The organism is Acinetobacter sp. YH12072 (assembly GCF_013419565.1).
Classification (GTDB): domain Bacteria; phylum Pseudomonadota; class Gammaproteobacteria; order Pseudomonadales; family Moraxellaceae; genus Acinetobacter.
Genome location: NZ_VOZV01000016.1, coordinates 26,414 through 42,320, shown reverse-complemented (window position 1 = coordinate 42,320; position 15,907 = coordinate 26,414). Strand labels below are relative to the sequence as shown.

16 protein-coding genes are annotated in these 15,907 nt (G+C 41.2%); 5 read left to right on the top strand and 11 right to left on the bottom strand.

What is annotated here, in order from left to right; translation table 11 throughout:
- Positions 1 to 152: 152 nt before the first annotated feature.
- Positions 153 to 1,265, bottom strand: a complete 1,113-nt coding sequence (locus tag FTU19_RS08580; RefSeq protein ID WP_166138145.1) for an S-(hydroxymethyl)glutathione dehydrogenase/class III alcohol dehydrogenase — start codon at positions 1,263 to 1,265, stop codon at positions 153 to 155.
- Positions 1,266 to 1,385: 120 nt separating this feature from the next.
- Here FTU19_RS08580 and FTU19_RS08575 point away from each other — a divergent pair, with 120 nt between their 5' ends.
- The 3 genes from FTU19_RS08575 (at position 1,386) to FTU19_RS08565 (ending at position 4,304) form a co-directional block, all read left to right on the top strand.
- Complete coding sequence (locus tag FTU19_RS08575; RefSeq protein WP_180130787.1) at positions 1,386 to 2,939, top strand: phospholipase D family protein; 1,554 nt, start codon at positions 1,386 to 1,388, stop codon at positions 2,937 to 2,939.
- Positions 2,940 to 3,202: 263 nt separating this feature from the next.
- Positions 3,203 to 3,640, top strand: a complete 438-nt coding sequence (locus tag FTU19_RS08570) for a hypothetical protein (protein WP_180130784.1) — start codon at positions 3,203 to 3,205, stop codon at positions 3,638 to 3,640.
- Positions 3,641 to 3,812: 172 nt separating this feature from the next.
- Complete coding sequence (locus FTU19_RS08565) at positions 3,813 to 4,304, top strand: pyridoxamine 5'-phosphate oxidase family protein (RefSeq protein ID WP_180053221.1); 492 nt, start codon at positions 3,813 to 3,815, stop codon at positions 4,302 to 4,304.
- A gap of 60 nt (positions 4,305 to 4,364) precedes the next feature.
- Here the strand turns inward: FTU19_RS08565 and FTU19_RS08560 are convergent, their stop codons facing one another.
- The 7 genes from FTU19_RS08560 to FTU19_RS08530 form a co-directional block, all read right to left on the bottom strand.
- A complete protein-coding gene (locus FTU19_RS08560; RefSeq protein ID WP_034704166.1) occupies positions 4,365 to 4,949 on the bottom strand; it encodes a uracil-DNA glycosylase family protein in 585 nt (194 codons plus the stop codon).
- A gap of 32 nt (positions 4,950 to 4,981) precedes the next feature.
- Entirely contained in the window at positions 4,982 to 5,692 is a 711-nt protein-coding gene (locus tag FTU19_RS08555; protein WP_159122902.1) for an SGNH/GDSL hydrolase family protein, read from the bottom strand.
- Between the two features lie 158 nt (positions 5,693 to 5,850).
- Positions 5,851 to 6,909, bottom strand: a complete 1,059-nt coding sequence (locus tag FTU19_RS08550; RefSeq protein ID WP_179993227.1) for a fatty acid desaturase — start codon at positions 6,907 to 6,909, stop codon at positions 5,851 to 5,853.
- Positions 6,910 to 7,320: 411 nt separating this feature from the next.
- The gene (locus FTU19_RS08545) at positions 7,321 to 8,064 is read right to left on the bottom strand and encodes an SDR family oxidoreductase (protein WP_004785546.1); all 744 of its coding nucleotides are present in this window, start codon (positions 8,062 to 8,064) and stop codon (positions 7,321 to 7,323) included.
- A gap of 50 nt (positions 8,065 to 8,114) precedes the next feature.
- Complete coding sequence (locus tag FTU19_RS08540; protein WP_034702771.1) at positions 8,115 to 8,813, bottom strand: histidine phosphatase family protein; 699 nt, start codon at positions 8,811 to 8,813, stop codon at positions 8,115 to 8,117.
- Positions 8,810 to 9,931, bottom strand: a complete 1,122-nt coding sequence (locus tag FTU19_RS08535) for a phosphotransferase family protein (RefSeq protein ID WP_180130782.1) — start codon at positions 9,929 to 9,931, stop codon at positions 8,810 to 8,812. The genes FTU19_RS08540 and FTU19_RS08535 overlap by 4 nt, the downstream gene beginning before the upstream one ends.
- A 54-nt stretch (positions 9,932 to 9,985) precedes the next feature.
- Positions 9,986 to 11,227: an acyl-CoA dehydrogenase family protein gene (locus FTU19_RS08530; protein WP_159122898.1), complete on the bottom strand. Its 1,242-nt coding sequence runs from the start codon at positions 11,225 to 11,227 to the stop codon at positions 9,986 to 9,988.
- A 94-nt stretch (positions 11,228 to 11,321) separates the two neighbouring features.
- On the opposite strand from FTU19_RS08530, the gene FTU19_RS08525 reads away from it, so the two are divergent.
- Entirely contained in the window at positions 11,322 to 12,239 is a 918-nt protein-coding gene (locus FTU19_RS08525; RefSeq protein ID WP_180011020.1) for a LysR family transcriptional regulator, read from the top strand.
- 161 nt (positions 12,240 to 12,400) lie between these two features.
- Entirely contained in the window at positions 12,401 to 13,018 is a 618-nt protein-coding gene (locus FTU19_RS08520; RefSeq protein WP_159122897.1) for a thermonuclease family protein, read from the top strand.
- A 78-nt stretch (positions 13,019 to 13,096) separates the two neighbouring features.
- Here FTU19_RS08520 and FTU19_RS08515 read toward each other — a convergent pair whose 3' ends face one another.
- Genes FTU19_RS08515 through FTU19_RS08505 form a run of 3 tightly spaced genes read right to left on the bottom strand, consistent with a single transcriptional unit; the run spans position 13,097 to position 15,660 of the window.
- Positions 13,097 to 13,204, bottom strand: coding sequence for a DUF2474 domain-containing protein (locus tag FTU19_RS08515; protein WP_104426067.1), 108 nt, complete (start codon positions 13,202 to 13,204; stop codon positions 13,097 to 13,099).
- A gap of 9 nt (positions 13,205 to 13,213) precedes the next feature.
- The gene (cydB, locus tag FTU19_RS08510) at positions 13,214 to 14,218 is read right to left on the bottom strand and encodes a cytochrome d ubiquinol oxidase subunit II (RefSeq protein ID WP_034702762.1); all 1,005 of its coding nucleotides are present in this window, start codon (positions 14,216 to 14,218) and stop codon (positions 13,214 to 13,216) included.
- A complete protein-coding gene (locus tag FTU19_RS08505; RefSeq protein WP_180130779.1) occupies positions 14,215 to 15,660 on the bottom strand; it encodes a cytochrome ubiquinol oxidase subunit I in 1,446 nt (481 codons plus the stop codon). Before FTU19_RS08505 ends, cydB begins: the two co-directional genes overlap by 4 nt.
- Between the last annotated feature and the right edge of the window lie 247 nt (positions 15,661 to 15,907).

Here is a 15,907-nt window from a genome sequence, read left to right as displayed (position 1 = left end):
AGCATCTGGCATGTAATGACCTTAGAAGCCTTGTGTTTTTTAGGTAAAGCTCTGTGGTGCTTTGATAGGCAAATGTATCTGATATATTTTAATTATTAAAATAAAAGGCCGGTGTTTACCGGCCTTTATGAAGTTTAAATCGCTAAATCATTTTAATCAAAATGAATCACGCTACGGATCGATTTGCCTTCATGCATCAGATCAAAGGCTTCATTGATCTGTTCTAATGGCATCGTATGTGTCACAAATGGTTCTAACTGAATTTCACCTTTCATGGCCTGTTCAACCATGCCCGGTAATTGAGAACGACCTTTAACACCACCAAATGCCGTACCCATCCATTTACGGCCTGTGACTAGCTGGAATGGACGAGTTGAGATTTCTTTACCTGCACCTGCTACGCCAATAATCACAGACTGACCCCAGCCACGGTGTGCACATTCTAGTGCTGAACGCATTACGTCGACATTACCAATACATTCAAAAGAGTGGTCTACGCCCCAACCGGTCATTTCCACAATCACTTGCTGAATTGGCTTGTCATAGTCTTTTGGATTCACAAAATCAGTAGCGCCAAACTGTTTAGCCAGTTCGAATTTATCTGGATTGGTATCCACGGCAATAATACGGCCGGCTTTGGCCTGACGAGCGCCTTGTACAACTGCAAGACCAATACCGCCTAAACCAAATACAGCGACGCTATCGCCTTCCTGTACTTTAGCAGTGTTATGTACTGCACCAATACCGGTAGTCACGCCACAGCCCAATAAACACACTTGCTCATGGTTAGCTTCAGGGTTAATTTTCGCCAGAGAAACTTCTGCAACGACTGTATATTCAGAGAACGTTGAACAGCCCATATAATGATAAATCGGTTGGCCATTATAAGAAAAACGGGTAGTTCCATCTGGCATTACACCTTTACCCTGAGTCGCACGAACCGCTACACACAGGTTGGTCTTACCCGATTTACAGAACAGACATTCACCACATTCTGCCGTGTAAAGTGGAATCACATGATCACCCGGTTTCAGACTCGTCACGCCTTCACCTACCTCAACGACCACACCCGCGCCTTCATGGCCTAAAATTGCTGGAAATACGCCTTCCGGATCATCACCAGACAAGGTAAATGCATCGGTATGACATACGCCAGTATGGCTAATTTTTACCAGTACTTCACCTGCTTTTGGTGGAGCAACATCTACTTCCACAATTTCTAATGGCTGACCTGGGCCAAATGCAACCGCTGCACGTGATTTCATGTAAAACGATCCTTTTATTACTGATTTACAGATGGTTAACAGTAACCTCTTTCTATTCGGAGATTCAACCATTAACATCACAAGTTGAGGAATAAAACCCCTATAACTAATGGAACATCAATGACTAAGCCCTCGTCAATTACATGTTTAAGTATTTTTGTTTTTAGCCTGACTATTTCTGGCTGTGAATTAGCTCCCAATACAGCAAAAGAAGAAGCTATTACTCCAGTACAATCGACCCACTGGATCAGAGAGGAACAACTGCCACAGATTCAGGAAGGGAAAACGGCTTATCTGCCTTTATATGACGGTTTTATGAGTATGGCAGCACGGTTATATCTGATTAATCAAGCCAAATACCATCTCGACCTGCAATATTACATCTGGAAAGATGACTATATTGGCAACATGATCCTCTCTCAATTATTAAAAGCCGCAGACCGTGGCGTGAAGGTTCGGGTTCAGATTGATGACCAGAACGGAACTCAACTGGATGATAAGCTGCTGGCCTTAGCCCAGCATCCCAATTTCGAAGTCCGACTATTTAATCCTTATAAATTCCGTCAATTGCGTGCCCTAGATTACGGATTTCGTATGAAATATGTTAATCCGCGCATGCATAACAAACTGATTATTGCGGATGGTACGGCAGCGGTCACGGGTGGTCGGAATATCAGTAGTGAATATTTTGATGCTAGTGAGGATTTTCAGTTTAGCGATGTCGATATTTTCTTTGCCGGGAAACCAGCCCACGATGCGAATCAGACCTTTATCAAATTCTGGAACGATGATCTGAGCTATGATATCCGACAAGTTCTAAATGATTCGGGTAATCCACAACTTTTAAAACGACTAAGAACTGAATTTAAAGAAGATGAAGTCGATAAAAATGAATTGAAACGCCGAGTCGGTATTGCTGAACAGCAGATTGATGAGCAGTTGAGAAAGCGCCCAATCAAATGGGGAAATGCCTATTTTGTTGCCGATGCCCCTTCCAAGGTCCGTCGTAGCGCCCAGAATGGCGATTATATTTATACCCATATGCTGGAACTTATGGGTGAACCCAAAGATCATCTGGAACTGGTTTCTTCTTATTTCATTCCTACTCAGGAAGGTGCGGATTATTTAAGTAAACGTGCCCAACAGGGTGTCAAAATCAGAATTTTAACCAATTCGTTCCAGGCAAATGATGTCGCTTTGGTTCATGCCTATTATCAGCAATACCGTAAACAGCTGCTCAAGAATGGGATCGAGCTCTGGGAATTCAAACCTTATATTGAACGACCAAAACGGACCTGGTATGAAATTATGACCGGTAATATTATTCCGGCCAAAAATAAGAACAGCTCCAGTCTACATGCCAAATTCTTTGATCTGGATGGCATGGTATTTATCGGTTCCTTTAACTTTGATCCACGCTCTGCCTATTTAAACACTGAAGTCGGTCTGGTGATTGAATCCGATCAGCTCCAAGATGAAATTACCAACTCCTTAAACCAGTATTTACCCAGAATGGCTTATCAACTGAAGTTAGATAAAGAGGGTGAGATCATTTGGCTGGAACACCCAAAAAATGGTTCAGTGATTCAGCATAATCATGACCCTGAAACGACACAGTTCCAGCGTTATATGATGAATCTGGCAACAAAATTCCCGGGAGAATGGTTAATGTAATGACAGATACATTGCAATCAAATTACATTTAATGTGATTTTTCCTTAATTGATAGTTGGCTTTGGATATTTTAAATCTTTATTGGTGATAAGCTGAACAATATAAAATTGACTAAATCTCTAAATCGGGTTTTTATACTTATATTTTTCAGCTTATTTCTTATATATTAATCAGATCAATACCTACAAAGGTTTTACCTATTCCGTTGATTGCTCTAAAATTACACTTTTCCAGTATTTTGCGAATTTTCGCTTTCCACTCCCATGCAATTTTTTGATTTAAGTCGTCAGTTTAAACTCAGTGATATTCTCACCCCTGTTAAGACCTTGCAGGATCTGTCTCAACAAGAATGGTTTTTAGCCAAAATACGGGTTGAACATGACTGCCTGTCTGATTCGGACTTGGTCGAAGGTCAGGTCCTACTTAAATCTAATCAGAATATCCAGGTCGAACTGGAATGGCTGATTCAGGATACCGGTTATGAATTACAGGTGCTATTCAAAGGTGTTGAAACCGAAGCTTCTGAAGAAACACTGGTGATGGTTAAAGGCGCGCAACTGGTCGATGAACAACAGCAACTGATTTCTGCACAAGCTTTAAGTTTATGGATTGACGGGACATTACTCCCGATGTTGCCGAATATCCGCAAAGAAATTAAAGCGCGCTTAAACCTGTGGGATTATGTGGAATATGATGGTTAATTCATTTTTCCATTTCTAAAATTTGAAAGAGCCATATCGGCTCTTTTTCGTTTACAGGGAATTTACCTAATATATTTAATTGGTTAAATTGCCCTTGCCTGAATATTTTTATGGCAATGCCTATTTTAGACATACAGATTAAGCTTGATTAAAATAATAAAGAGAAAACATCATGATTTCCCCTTCTGAATGGCAAAATATCCGTCAAGTTGTTGCAGATGCGCAGCGTGCAGCAATGCATTGTTCGATCGCAACCGTCAATCCCCAAGGCTTTCCTAGTATTACTCCGATCGGAACTGTCTTTCTGGATCAGCAGTCTAGTACAGGTTTCTTTTTTGATACTTACTCCACCACCTTCTCCGAAAATTTACAGCATCAGCCACTTGCCTGCATTCAGGCTGTGAATAGCAGCAAACTGTTCTGGTTAAGTTCCATGTTCAAGGGAAAATTTAAGCATTATCCCGGTGTACGTTTATATGCAGAGATTGGCTCTTTACGTCCTGCAACAGCGGAAGAGATTGAGAAAGTTGAATCTCGTATCTCTACATTAAAATGGAGTAAAGGTAGCAAACTGATCTGGTCCAGCTTTCATCATGTTCGGGATATTAAAGTTAAGGATTCTCGCTGGGTCGAATATCCCAATATGCAGGTAGAAAATACTTAAATACTTTCTAAAAATAAGCTTATTTCATAAATATACTTAATATTTATATTTATTCATAACTCAAATTAGACCGACATGCTCGAACATCATCCGGTAACTATCTGCTTTCTTATCCAGAGCCAAAGGATAAGCCCGGGATGAAGATGGCATCCGGTATAGATACAGGTCACGGCCAAGAAAATGTGCCTGTGTTGGCTCACCTATACCGGGTTTCAACGTACCTTCAGGCATAGAGAGCATCAAAGTATCTGTGGCCTTGTCGCCTGTAGTCATGATGTGGTTGCAGTCCGGCATTTTCCCTAATAGATCCTGCAAATTGGTTGGCACTACAATTTCTAGAAATTTATCGGAAGCATTTCCCTTCAGGCGTCGGATCTGATAAGCACTGTCAAAAATCGCAATCCCCGTTTCAGTTAGAAACTCACGGATTAGATGTTCCTGAAATTTTTTATTAGGTAAGTCCAAAAAGTAATCTTTATTTTTAAAGAAAATTAATCCAAATATCCGCCACATATCATTTTGGTAATTCGGATAATAAAAATTCATTTTCCAGCGCGTTGCGGGTGGCGGAAAACTGCCCAACATCAATAATTTGGCATTCGGCGGTAAAAATGGCGGTAATGGATGGGTTTCAATATCCGACATAAACTGTTCCAGATTCAGGTATTTCAGTTATTTTAGAATGCCTGACGGATCTTGCTAGCGACTTCTTGTCCCCAAAGTGTATAAACTTCCTTACTTGGATGAAAACCATCTTTGGCCATTTGTAAATTCATGGCACGATATTTTTCAATATCGTATTCAATCCATTGCATGTTGATCTGCTTGTTCACAAATTTTTCCAGTTGTTGGTTCATGTGTTTGGCATATTGACCAAATAACCAGGCCAAAGGATTCGGTAAAGCTGGGAACATGTTCATTGGAGGGACACCGGCTGCAATGACCAGTTTTGGATTAAACTTTTGCTGGATTTTGCCATAGAACTGTTCCTGCTTCTTGATCCAGACATCGGCAGGCATGAGCTTAGTCACATCATTCACGCCGACTGAAGTCACGACCACATCATAGGATTTAGCTTCAATCTGGTCTAAAGTACGAATGACCTTTGAGGTGGTATCGCCCGTTTTTGCCTGTAACTTCCATTCAATTTCAAAGTCATTTTTTAGCTCATTCAGAATCGCGCCAAGTAAGGCATCATTCTGATGATCTACCCCGACCCCTGCTGCTGCTGAATCACCCACAATCAGTAATGAAAGTTTTTTGCCTGTTCCTGTTTGGCCTTCACGTGCACCCTCTGGTTCTGGAAGTTTTATCGTATTTTTTTTGACACGGTTACCCTGAATTACGAGCGCGGGAATTAAGGCGATAGTGGCAGCTTTGAGCAACATAATGGACTAATTTATATAAAGATATGATTAATTTTACTGCAATTTATGGATTACGAGTAATACCTCAGCAGTCATTTTTAATGAATATTCACGTAACTTTAACTAGCAAAATAAAAAAATCCCGGCGTTTAACGGGATTTTTTAATGTGGCTGATATATCAAACTTTATGATCATTCCAGCGGTTCATGCGCTTGAACGTCCCAATATCATTAAAGCGTACACCCACTTCTTTCATGACTTTATGCGCCGTTTTAGAGGTCAACTGACGTATATAAAAGGGTTCTTTGACCACAAAATGATGGATCGCATGAGTTGAACCGAAATTACAGCAAAATAACTGGAATGGCACCATCCACCATGGATTCAGTACCTGAGTCTGCTTGATGACATCGCGTGGATCAATATCACCATAATAATGCATATTGGAGCTAACGAATTGCAGGCTAAAAGAACGGATAAAATTCGGAATGATCCAAATTACTGCCAAGAAATTCACGAGCGGCATAGCTTCGATGATACTTTCCGACCAAAGCATTTCATAACCAAAGATTGGTGCAACGGCATTGCCTACATGAAAGACTACAAATAAATAGCACAGACCATAATAAATCAAGCTTAATGGCAAGAAGCCTAATAGCTGAGAAATCATGGCAACTTTACGTTCTTTTTCAGGCTGTTTTTCCATAAAAAGATGAATCATTTTAAACATCTGAAAAGGACGTAAATACACTGACATCAACTGGTCACTGATCACTAGAATGCGGCGAACCCCCCATGGCATACCATTACTGATGCCACGTTCTTCAAGATCATATTCAGTGCCTGAATATTTATGATGATGCAAATGCATGCGTCGGCGAGCCCATGGACTAATCGTATTTGGACGAGCCAGCCACACTAAAGCCAACATTAAATGATGTGCCCAAGGTGTTTTTTTGAAATACATATAATGAATCAGATCATGTTCCAATTCATGTGTCAGTGAAGCAAAAATTGCAATCAATGGAATGGTGAACCACGCAGAAAGATAACCATATCCATATGCCAATGCACATGCAATCATCCCCGTCCAGGCAAAACCTAAAATACTCGCACCAATGAAATTCTGATGTTTGAGTATAGGATAACGGGTACGTATTTCTTCCCCGGCCTGTGTAACGATATTTCTGACCTTAGAGATTCGCTGTTGGTCAGTCATATCCGAAGATGTAGACATATGGACAACCTTTAATTTCTGAACAGTTGTACATTAAAGGAATTTATAAAAAAGAGAAGTTATCTTTCTACTTTCGTAGCGAGTATGTCCAAGTTTTGGGCAGTTTTAGTAATTTTTTTAAGACCAAGAATAAAGCAGAAAAATAAGGAGGTATTTTCGATAAAATTTATCGTCTAAAAATTATCTTCTTAAAAATTTAATTATTTCTATTCTGATAGAATTTTAATTTTATATAGAAATAAAATTTATTCATCATCAAAGTGTTAATGACTTTTAGAGATTTAACTAATTATCTTAGTAATTTATAACGTTTTTAAATCCGATACCAGAATTATCCTACCTACTTTTATCCAAAATTTTGAATACTAAAAAGTAAAAAAGCCCCGAATGGAGCTTTTTTAAATTGAAGTTTTAACCTAATTTATTGACTAATTTTAGCGGCAATACTTTCATTGCCAGACCGAGTGGCAACCAAGGCCATTTCGGCACATAAGCTTTGACTGGCGCTTTCTCAATTTCTTCTGCCAATAAACGTGAACCCGTTTTCTCATCCACTTCAAACGGTAATTTTTTCGCGCCTTCATTGATTTCAGTACGAATATAGCCTGGGAAAATGGTCGTGACTTTAATTGGTGTATCAATTAGCTCAGCACGAATGCCTTCAGCCAGATGTGCAACCCCAGCCTTACTTGCGCCATAAGCAGTCAAGTGTTTTGGCATACCACGCATTGCGCTCATCGATGAAATCATCACCAGATGACCGGAGTTTTGTGCGCGGAAAATTTCCACTGCAGCTTCACATTGTGCCAATGCAGAAATAAAGTTGGTTTCAACAGTAGCTTTATTGATCGCAAAATTACCTTTACCAATCCGGCGGCCTTCACCTACACCGGCATTGACAATAATCCGGTCAATGGTGCCAAAGTCTTCTTTAAAGGCACGGAAAACTTCAAAAACCTGATCATAATTGGTCACATCCAGTGTTTTGGCAATGACTTTAATATCATATTGGCTCTCGAGTTCCTGCTTCAAAGTTTCCAGACGTTCCAGACGACGTGCACAAATCGCCAGGTTATACCCTTTTTTTGCAAATTCACGTGCCATACCGGCACCAATCCCTGAACTTGCACCAGTAATTAAAATCGTTTTAGCCATATTTTTACCCTATCCCTTTATTTTATAAGGTGTTTTATCTTCAATAATTTTTAAATCCAGGTTAGCAGGTCTGGACGCTGTGCTTTAATAAAATGATGTTCATTCAAACTGAGTAGCTGGGGTTCATTTCCGACCAGACGCAATGTAGTAATGCTGGTATTGGTAATTGCCCAGTTTAAAGCGAAAGTTTTCTCTGGACTCAGACCCAGGATTTTGCCTACCGCCACAGAGATGACGCCACCCGAGGTATACACGATTGCATAGCGCGGTTTAGTTTGCGCAAGCTGGTCACATAAATTTTGCAAACCGGTTTCTACACGGCTTTTAAAATTGGGCCAGGATTCATCATATTCGTGGTGATAATCATCACAGGTCCATCGAGCAATCGCTCCACTAAAGATTTTGCTCAAATAATCTCGCGGATTGGCATGTTCTGAGACATCCTGCTTAAGCAGTTCAGGCTGATTAAAACGCGGTTCATAACGGGCAAAGACCTGCTGATGATTAAACTCATTCCAGGCACTATCGGTCAAAATCTCGCTTTCAGGAAAACATTCATCTAGAGATAACTGTGCCGTCTGTTGATGACGTTGCATAGAACCAGCCACTACATACGGTGCTTCTTTCAGAATTTCATCAAAATAACGACCGAGCAATTTTGCCTGTAGTTCCCCATTTGGCGAAAGCTGATCATAACTGGCTGCCCCGAAAGATGCCTGTCCATGCCGGATCAAGTAAATGGTGGTCATTTTGGCATTAACTCTTTAAATTTCAGGATATATTTTTGTGCAATGTCATTGGCTTCAAGCTTTTGTAGACCAATCAGTTTTAAGGCACGAATATGCAAGGCATGAATGACTACCCAAAAATCCTTAAAGGCTGGATTGTTGGTTTGTTTGTGGTAATAACGATAATAGATCTGCTGAGCAATTACCGAGAGACGGAAAATCCCAAACACTTCATAGAATGTCCAGTTTTCCGGTTGCAGACCGGTTTTCTCCAAATAGTAATCGACCACTTCTTTACGGGTAAACATACCTTTTAAATTGGTCGGCTGGCGACGTGTTGCTTTAAAAATGGCATTGTCCGTATCTTCTACCCAATAAGCCAAGGCAGAACCCAAGTCCATCAGCGGATCACCCAGGGTGGCCATTTCCCAGTCCAGCACCCCAATAACTTCAGTTGGATTTTCTGGATCCAAAATGACATTATCAAAACGCCAGTCATTGTGAATGACACAGGTTTTAGAATCAGATGGAATATTATCTTTCAGCCAGTTACGCACGTATTTAAAAGATGGAACATTTAATGTTTTGGCTTTTTCGTAACGTGCATCCCAGCCTTCTACCTGACGACGGCAATAGCCTTCACCTTTGCCTAACTTTTCCAGTTCTGTACCAGTGTAAGGAACTTGGTGTAGTTCGATCAGCTTATCAATCACATTAATACATAGAGTCTGGATATCTGATTCAGTCAGTTGTAATTCAGGCGGCAGCTTGGCACGCGGAATAATACCTTCAATGCGTTTCATCACATAAAAATCACAGCCAATGACTGATTCGTCCTGACAAAGTGCCACCATTTCAGGTACGACTGGATAATGGTCAGCCAAGGCTTTTTGTACATGATATTCACGTGCCATGTCATGCGCAGATTTGGCTTTAGTCCCTTGAGGCGGACGACGTAAAATTAAATCGGCATTGGCATATTGCAAACGATAAGTCCAGTTTGAAGCTCCACCGGAATATTGAGTAAGCTCTAAAGGACCTTCTACATTTACTCCTTGTTGATTTAACCAATCTGTGATGGCCTGTACATCCAGTTCCTCACCTTCACGAACTGATCCACCTACATCAATGACCGCCATAATTTTTCCTTAAAATCTTCTAATACGTTTCAATGTTCTGTATATAAAGCCAGCTTATTTTTTACGACGTGTGCTATAACCACGTTTTGCCAGTTCCAGCTTGGCAATCATACCTTTATGCACTTCATCCGGACCATCAGCCAGACGTAAGGCACGGGCTTGGGCAAAGAATCCGGTCAGCGGTGTATCACGAGAAACACCCGCACCACCGTGGATCTGAATCGCCATATCCACAACTTTTTCCAGTACACTTGGCGCAACGACTTTAATTGCAGAAATTTCAGTCAGTGCTGCCATATTCCCTAAAGTATCCATTTTATAGGCAGCATACAAGGTTAATAATCGAGCCTGATCAATGGCAACGCGAGCTTCAGCCACACGTTCCAGGTTACCACCCAGTTTTAAAATCTCTTTACCAAATGCGGTACGGCTCATACCCCGGTCAATCATAAGTTCTAATGATTTTTCAGCAGCACCGATGCAACGCATACAATGGTGAATACGGCCTGGCCCTAAACGCCCTTGGGCAATTTCAAAGCCTTGACCTGCACCCCCAATAAAATTCGAAACTGGAACACGAACATTATCGAAGCTGACTTCGCCGTGGCCATGTGGTGCATCATAATCACCAAAGACTGGAAGCATCCGTTCGATTTTTACGCCTGCAGTATCGACTGGAACTAAAACCATGGAATGCTGATGATGACGGTCTTTGGATTCATCCGGTGTATGTGCCATAAAGATGATGATTTTGGCATTTGGATCACCCAAACCTGAAGACCACCATTTACGACCATTCAAAACAATTTCATCACCTTCAACTACCGCCGTCGCCTGCATATTGGTAGCATCACTAGAAGCCACTGCAGGTTCAGTCATACAGAACACTGAACGGATTTTCCCTTCCAGAAGTGGCATTAACCATTGCTGTTTTTGTTCTTCAGAACCATAGCGCCACAGTACTTCCATATTGCCGCTATCTGGTGCATTACAGTTAAAGACAGTAGGTGCAATTAGGCTTCGTCCAGAAAGTTCAGCGATATGCGCATATTCCTGAACGGATAATCCCTGACCTAATTCTGGACAAGGCAAAAACATATTCCAGAGACCTGCCGCTTTGGCTTTATCTTTCAATGTTTCAAGTTCTGCCGGCCATTGCCATTTGGTCCAGTCACCGCCTTGATTCAGTTCATGCACCTGATGCCAGAAATCAGCCTCGACAGGTTCAATTTCATCAGTAATAAACTTTTTTGTTCTATTTAAATAATCCTGTGCACGTGCTGACAGCTCAAACATTGCTTTATCCCTCTGAATATTCTAATTCATACGCTTTACAACACCTTAACCCAAAACTTATTATGAATAAAATGATTTAATTCCATATAGTAGTATGCATAGTATTCATTCAAAAACCGTGATGGATCTACGAAATTTTCATCGTATTGATATTAATCTTTATCCACTTTTTATTGCCATTTACGAACAAAACAGTATTTCTAAAGCTGCGCAAATTCTATCGATAAGCCAGTCAGCGGCCAGTCATGCTTTACAACGTTTAAGACAGCATTTACAAGATGATTTATTTGTGCGAACTGGTAGCAAGATGCAACCTACGCCGTTTGCGGATCAGATCTATCCTGAAATTAAAAATGCACTTTTTACGATTCAGAATATTTCGATGCAGCATCAGCAATTCAGACCGGAATCGATTCATAGCTTAAAAATTGCTGTACATGACGAAATTGAACCCATGATCTTTCCTAAACTGGTTCAACATTTCCAAAAAATTAACCTGGATCTTCAACTGAGTAGCATGAAACTCGACCGTAAAAATATTGCTGCAGATCTCGCCTCTCAACAGGTCGATTTTGTTATTGATCTGGAGCAAAGTATTAGTGAAAAAATTCAGTTTGAACGACTGGTACAGGATGAATTCGTGGTCTGTACACAACGAACAGAAATGAATGAACAGATTTATCTGGCCTCACCTCATATTGGCGTTTCCTCACGCCGTACGGGAGTTTTAGTTGAAGATATATATTTAAGTCGAAAACATTATTCCCGACAGATTTTTTTACGTTGTCAGCACTATTCCACAGCCCTGCAAATTCTGGAACAGCAAAAGACTGCCATGCTGACAATTCCTAAAAATGTTTTGACTCATCTACAGTTAGCAAACTGTCTGAATATTTTTGACGTTCCTGTACAACTTCCGAAAATTAATATGGGGATGTATTGGCATAGAGATTTGCAGGAGAATAAAAGACATCAATTTTTGAGAAATGAAATTTATAAAATTTTTGCTTAGGCTATTTATGAGATAATTTAAACTTGCTTAGGCTATTTTTATTATCAGGTTTTAGGATTGAGATTGGCCTAATTTGATAGTGCTTAGGCTATTTTATCGGTACAAAACTAAACACTGATTGATGGCTTTTTAAGCCCTATGCGGAGTGGCTTTGATCTAAAATGGCTCAACTTTTAGCTGTGTTTATGCGGCTGTTTTTGCTGATTTGGATCTTGCCCTTGTTACATCTCTCCACCACCTGGCAAATTGTGCTGGGCTTCGCACTTCTGTGTTTTTCTTATTATTTGCTGCATAAAATTACGGTGTATTTAAAGGACCTATTTCGCCCCTTTAAGAAAGGTAAGAAATATTGGTGCCGGGTAAGTGCGGTCAGTGATGGTGACACCCTCACCTGCTACCGTTTTAATATCCGTCGCTCTGAGACCAAATTACGTTTTGCCTATGTCGATGCACCTGAATCTTCACAGGCCTATGGTAAGGAATCACTACGCCTAGTTCAAAGTATGGTTAAAAATAAAATGATTCGGGTACAAATTACGGATATTGACCGTTATGGTCGCTGTGTCGGTGTGGTCTATCGTTATCGCAAGAATATCAATGAAGAGATTGTGAAACGTGGTGCGGCATGGGTTTATGAGGAATATATCCGGGATAAAAACCATTTACGCTATATGATGGAACTACAGAATAAAGCCAAAAAGCAGAAAAAAGGGTTATGGAAAAACAGCCGCCCTGTCCGTCCAAGTGTTTATCGTAAACAGATCAAAGCCTCATCTTGATATTTTAAAAATCAAAAATTTAGCCTATAAAAAGGGATTTGTACTAACAAATCCCTTTTCTTTGTTCATTTAATATACCTAATAGGCCAAATGCACCAGAAAGCGGAATGCCCCTGCAATAAGTGCTAGTGTCAAAAAACCTGCAAGCCATAAGCCGACAAACCATACTATCTGTTTGCGTGTCATAACTGCTCCTTAATGATAACCATCATCTCCAACACGTACCTTGTGTCGGAATACCCAATAGGACATACAGGTATAAATCACGATAATCGGAATCAGAATCAAGGCACCAATCAAGGCAAATAACTGACTATTTTCATGTGCCGCTGCCTGCCAGATCGTGACTGATGGCGGAATAATATATGGCCACAGACTAATCAGAAAACCGGTATATGCCAGGAATACCAGCACCAGCATATAGGAAAATGGACCTAGTTCACTGCGTCTTTTACAGGCGCGTAAGGCCAGCCAGGTAAACAATATGACCAAGATCGGTACGGGCATAAAGTAGGTAAATTGTGGCTGGCTGAACCAACGCTCCGCAATTTGCGGATGGGTCAACGGCGTATAAACACTAACAGCGCCTAAAATAATCAGTAAGGCTATAATCAGCTTCGGCATCAGTTTAAACATACGATCCTGTAAATCATCACCGGTTTTATAAATGAGCCATCCACAGCCTAATGCTGCATATAGCACCACGACACTGACTCCGGTAAAGATACTGAAGGGGCTAAGCCAGTCCAGACCACCGCCCACATAGACACCATTTCGTGTTTCAATTCCCTGAATATATGCACCCAGGATCATCCCTTGCAAGAAACTGGTAACGATCGATCCCCCAATAAAGGCTTTATCCCACCAGTGTTTGCTTTTATTCGCCTTAAAACGGAACTCAAAAGCGACACCACGAAAAATCAAGGCGATCACCATCAGGATAATGGGCATATATAGCGCTGAGAGTACCGTCGAATAAGCCAATGGAAAGGCAGCAAATAATCCGGCGCCCCCTAGAACCATCCAGGTTTCATTACCATCCCAGACCGGAGCGACCGTATTCATCATGACATCGCGTTCATCCTGATGCGGGAAGAATGGAAATAGGATGCCAATGCCCAGATCGAAACCATCGAGAATGGTATAGACCAGTACACCTAGGCCAATAATCGCAATCCAAATTAATGATAAATCAATCATTTTTTATCCTCCTGATCCGGATGTTCAGGAACCTCTTCAATACGTTCGCGAATACTGCTCAATGGTCGACGGGAAGCCTGAACCACATCGCTATCCGATTCATGGTGTGGTCTGGAATGAATAAATTCTGGTCCTCTATGCATAAGGCGCATCATGTAGAAAATTCCCACGCCAAAAACAACGCAGTACACCACCACAAAGATAATCAAGGTCAAACCGACCTGTTCAGCGGACACTGGTGATAATGCATCTTTGGTCCGCATAATGCCGTAGACAACCCAAGGCTGACGGCCGACTTCTGTGGTAAACCATCCTGCCAGCATGGCAAGAAATCCGGATGGACCCATGATGAGTGCAAAACGATGCAGTCCACGTGACTCATAAAAACGTCCTCGAGTACGTGACCATAATCCCCAGAGTGCAAGCAAGAGCATTAACATACCCAGCCCGACCATAATCCGGAAACTCCAGAACACGACCAGTGAATTGGGTCGATCTTCAGGCGCAAATTCTTTAAGCCCCGTAACTTTTCCATCCATAGAATGCGTCAGAATCAGGCTACCCAACTTAGGAATACCAATTGCATATTTAGTTTCTTCAGCTTGCATGTCTGGAATCCCAAACAGGTATAAAGGCATTCCTTCATCATGATTGGTTTCCCAATGGCCTTCCATCGCGGCCAGTTTGGCTGGCTGATGTTCAAGTGTATTCAGACCATGCATATCCCCCACAAAAATTTGTAAAGGTGCAAGTGCCAGAATCAGCCACATGGCCATGGAAAATGAAGTTTTAACTAAAGGATCGCGACGACCCTTGATCAGATGCCATGCCGCTGTTGAGGCTACAAGTAAGGCCGAGACCAGAAAGGCGGCCATCGCCATATGGGCCAGACGATAAGGAAAAGACGGGTTAAATACGATCGCTACCCAGTCTTGCGGGACGATCAGGCCATTTTCAATCGCAAAACCTTGAGGGGTCTGCATCCAGCTATTGGAAGATAAAATCCAGAACATGGAAATACAGGTGCCGATTGCGACCATTAAAGTGGAGAAAAAGTGCGCTCGTGGGCCAACCCGATCCCAGCCAAAGAGCATGATACCCAGAAATCCGGCTTCTAAAAAGAACGCAGTTAAAACTTCATAAGCCAGCAAGGGTCCGGTCACACTTCCAGCGACCCGGGAAAACTCACTCCAGTTGGTTCCGAACTGATAGCTCATTACCACACCGGATACGACGCCCATACCAAATGCGACGGCGAAAATTTTGACCCAAAACTTGAACAGATCCTGAAAAATCGGATTTTTAGTCTTTAACCAGCGCCATTCCAGAATAGCCAAAAAACTTGCTAATCCGATTGAAATTGCAGGAAAGATAATATGAAAAGATACAGTAAAGGCGAACTGTATTCGTGCTAACTCTAATGCAGTTAAACCCAGAGTCATAAACTTCACCTATGCAGTGTTATTTGGCATATCTGCCCTTCAGTTATTAAGTGATGGATTTTTCTAGTGCTTAGGTAGCTTAGGCTGAATCATTCTTAAAAGTATGTAGTCTTTTGTTGATTGTTTTTTAATCAGGTTAAAGACTTGTAATAACTTAGTCAAAAAGACGTTAACCATGCAAAAATTTTCAAAATTTCCCTCTTGTTTAATTGAATAAAGAGGCGTAGATTAGGCACAATTTAGTTAG

Coding starts and splice junctions, on each gene's coding strand:
- FTU19_RS08535 (WP_180130782.1), bottom strand. CDS start 9,931: ATGGCGGTCATTGATGTAGGTGGATCAGTTCGTGAAGGTGAGGAACTG.
- FTU19_RS08555 (WP_159122902.1), bottom strand. CDS start 5,692: ATGTTGCTCAAAGCTGCCACTATCGCCTTAATTCCCGCGCTCGTAATT.
- FTU19_RS08545 (WP_004785546.1), bottom strand. CDS start 8,064: ATGGCTAAAACGATTTTAATTACTGGTGCAAGTTCAGGGATTGGTGCC.
- FTU19_RS08550 (WP_179993227.1), bottom strand. CDS start 6,909: ATGTCTACATCTTCGGATATGACTGACCAACAGCGAATCTCTAAGGTC.
- FTU19_RS08505 (WP_180130779.1), bottom strand. CDS start 15,660: ATGACTCTGGGTTTAACTGCATTAGAGTTAGCACGAATACAGTTCGCC.
- FTU19_RS08560 (WP_034704166.1), bottom strand. CDS start 4,949: ATGTCGGATATTGAAACCCATCCATTACCGCCATTTTTACCGCCGAAT.
- cydB (WP_034702762.1), bottom strand. CDS start 14,218: ATGATTGATTTATCATTAATTTGGATTGCGATTATTGGCCTAGGTGTA.
- FTU19_RS08565 (WP_180053221.1), top strand. CDS start 3,813: ATGATTTCCCCTTCTGAATGGCAAAATATCCGTCAAGTTGTTGCAGAT.
- FTU19_RS08540 (WP_034702771.1), bottom strand. CDS start 8,813: ATGACCACCATTTACTTGATCCGGCATGGACAGGCATCTTTCGGGGCA.
- FTU19_RS08520 (WP_159122897.1), top strand. CDS start 12,401: ATGGCTCAACTTTTAGCTGTGTTTATGCGGCTGTTTTTGCTGATTTGG.
- FTU19_RS08570 (WP_180130784.1), top strand. CDS start 3,203: ATGCAATTTTTTGATTTAAGTCGTCAGTTTAAACTCAGTGATATTCTC.
- FTU19_RS08515 (WP_104426067.1), bottom strand. CDS start 13,204: ATGACACGCAAACAGATAGTATGGTTTGTCGGCTTATGGCTTGCAGGT.
- FTU19_RS08525 (WP_180011020.1), top strand. CDS start 11,322: ATGCATAGTATTCATTCAAAAACCGTGATGGATCTACGAAATTTTCAT.
- FTU19_RS08530 (WP_159122898.1), bottom strand. CDS start 11,227: ATGTTTGAGCTGTCAGCACGTGCACAGGATTATTTAAATAGAACAAAA.
- FTU19_RS08575 (WP_180130787.1), top strand. CDS start 1,386: ATGACTAAGCCCTCGTCAATTACATGTTTAAGTATTTTTGTTTTTAGC.
- FTU19_RS08580 (WP_166138145.1), bottom strand. CDS start 1,265: ATGAAATCACGTGCAGCGGTTGCATTTGGCCCAGGTCAGCCATTAGAA.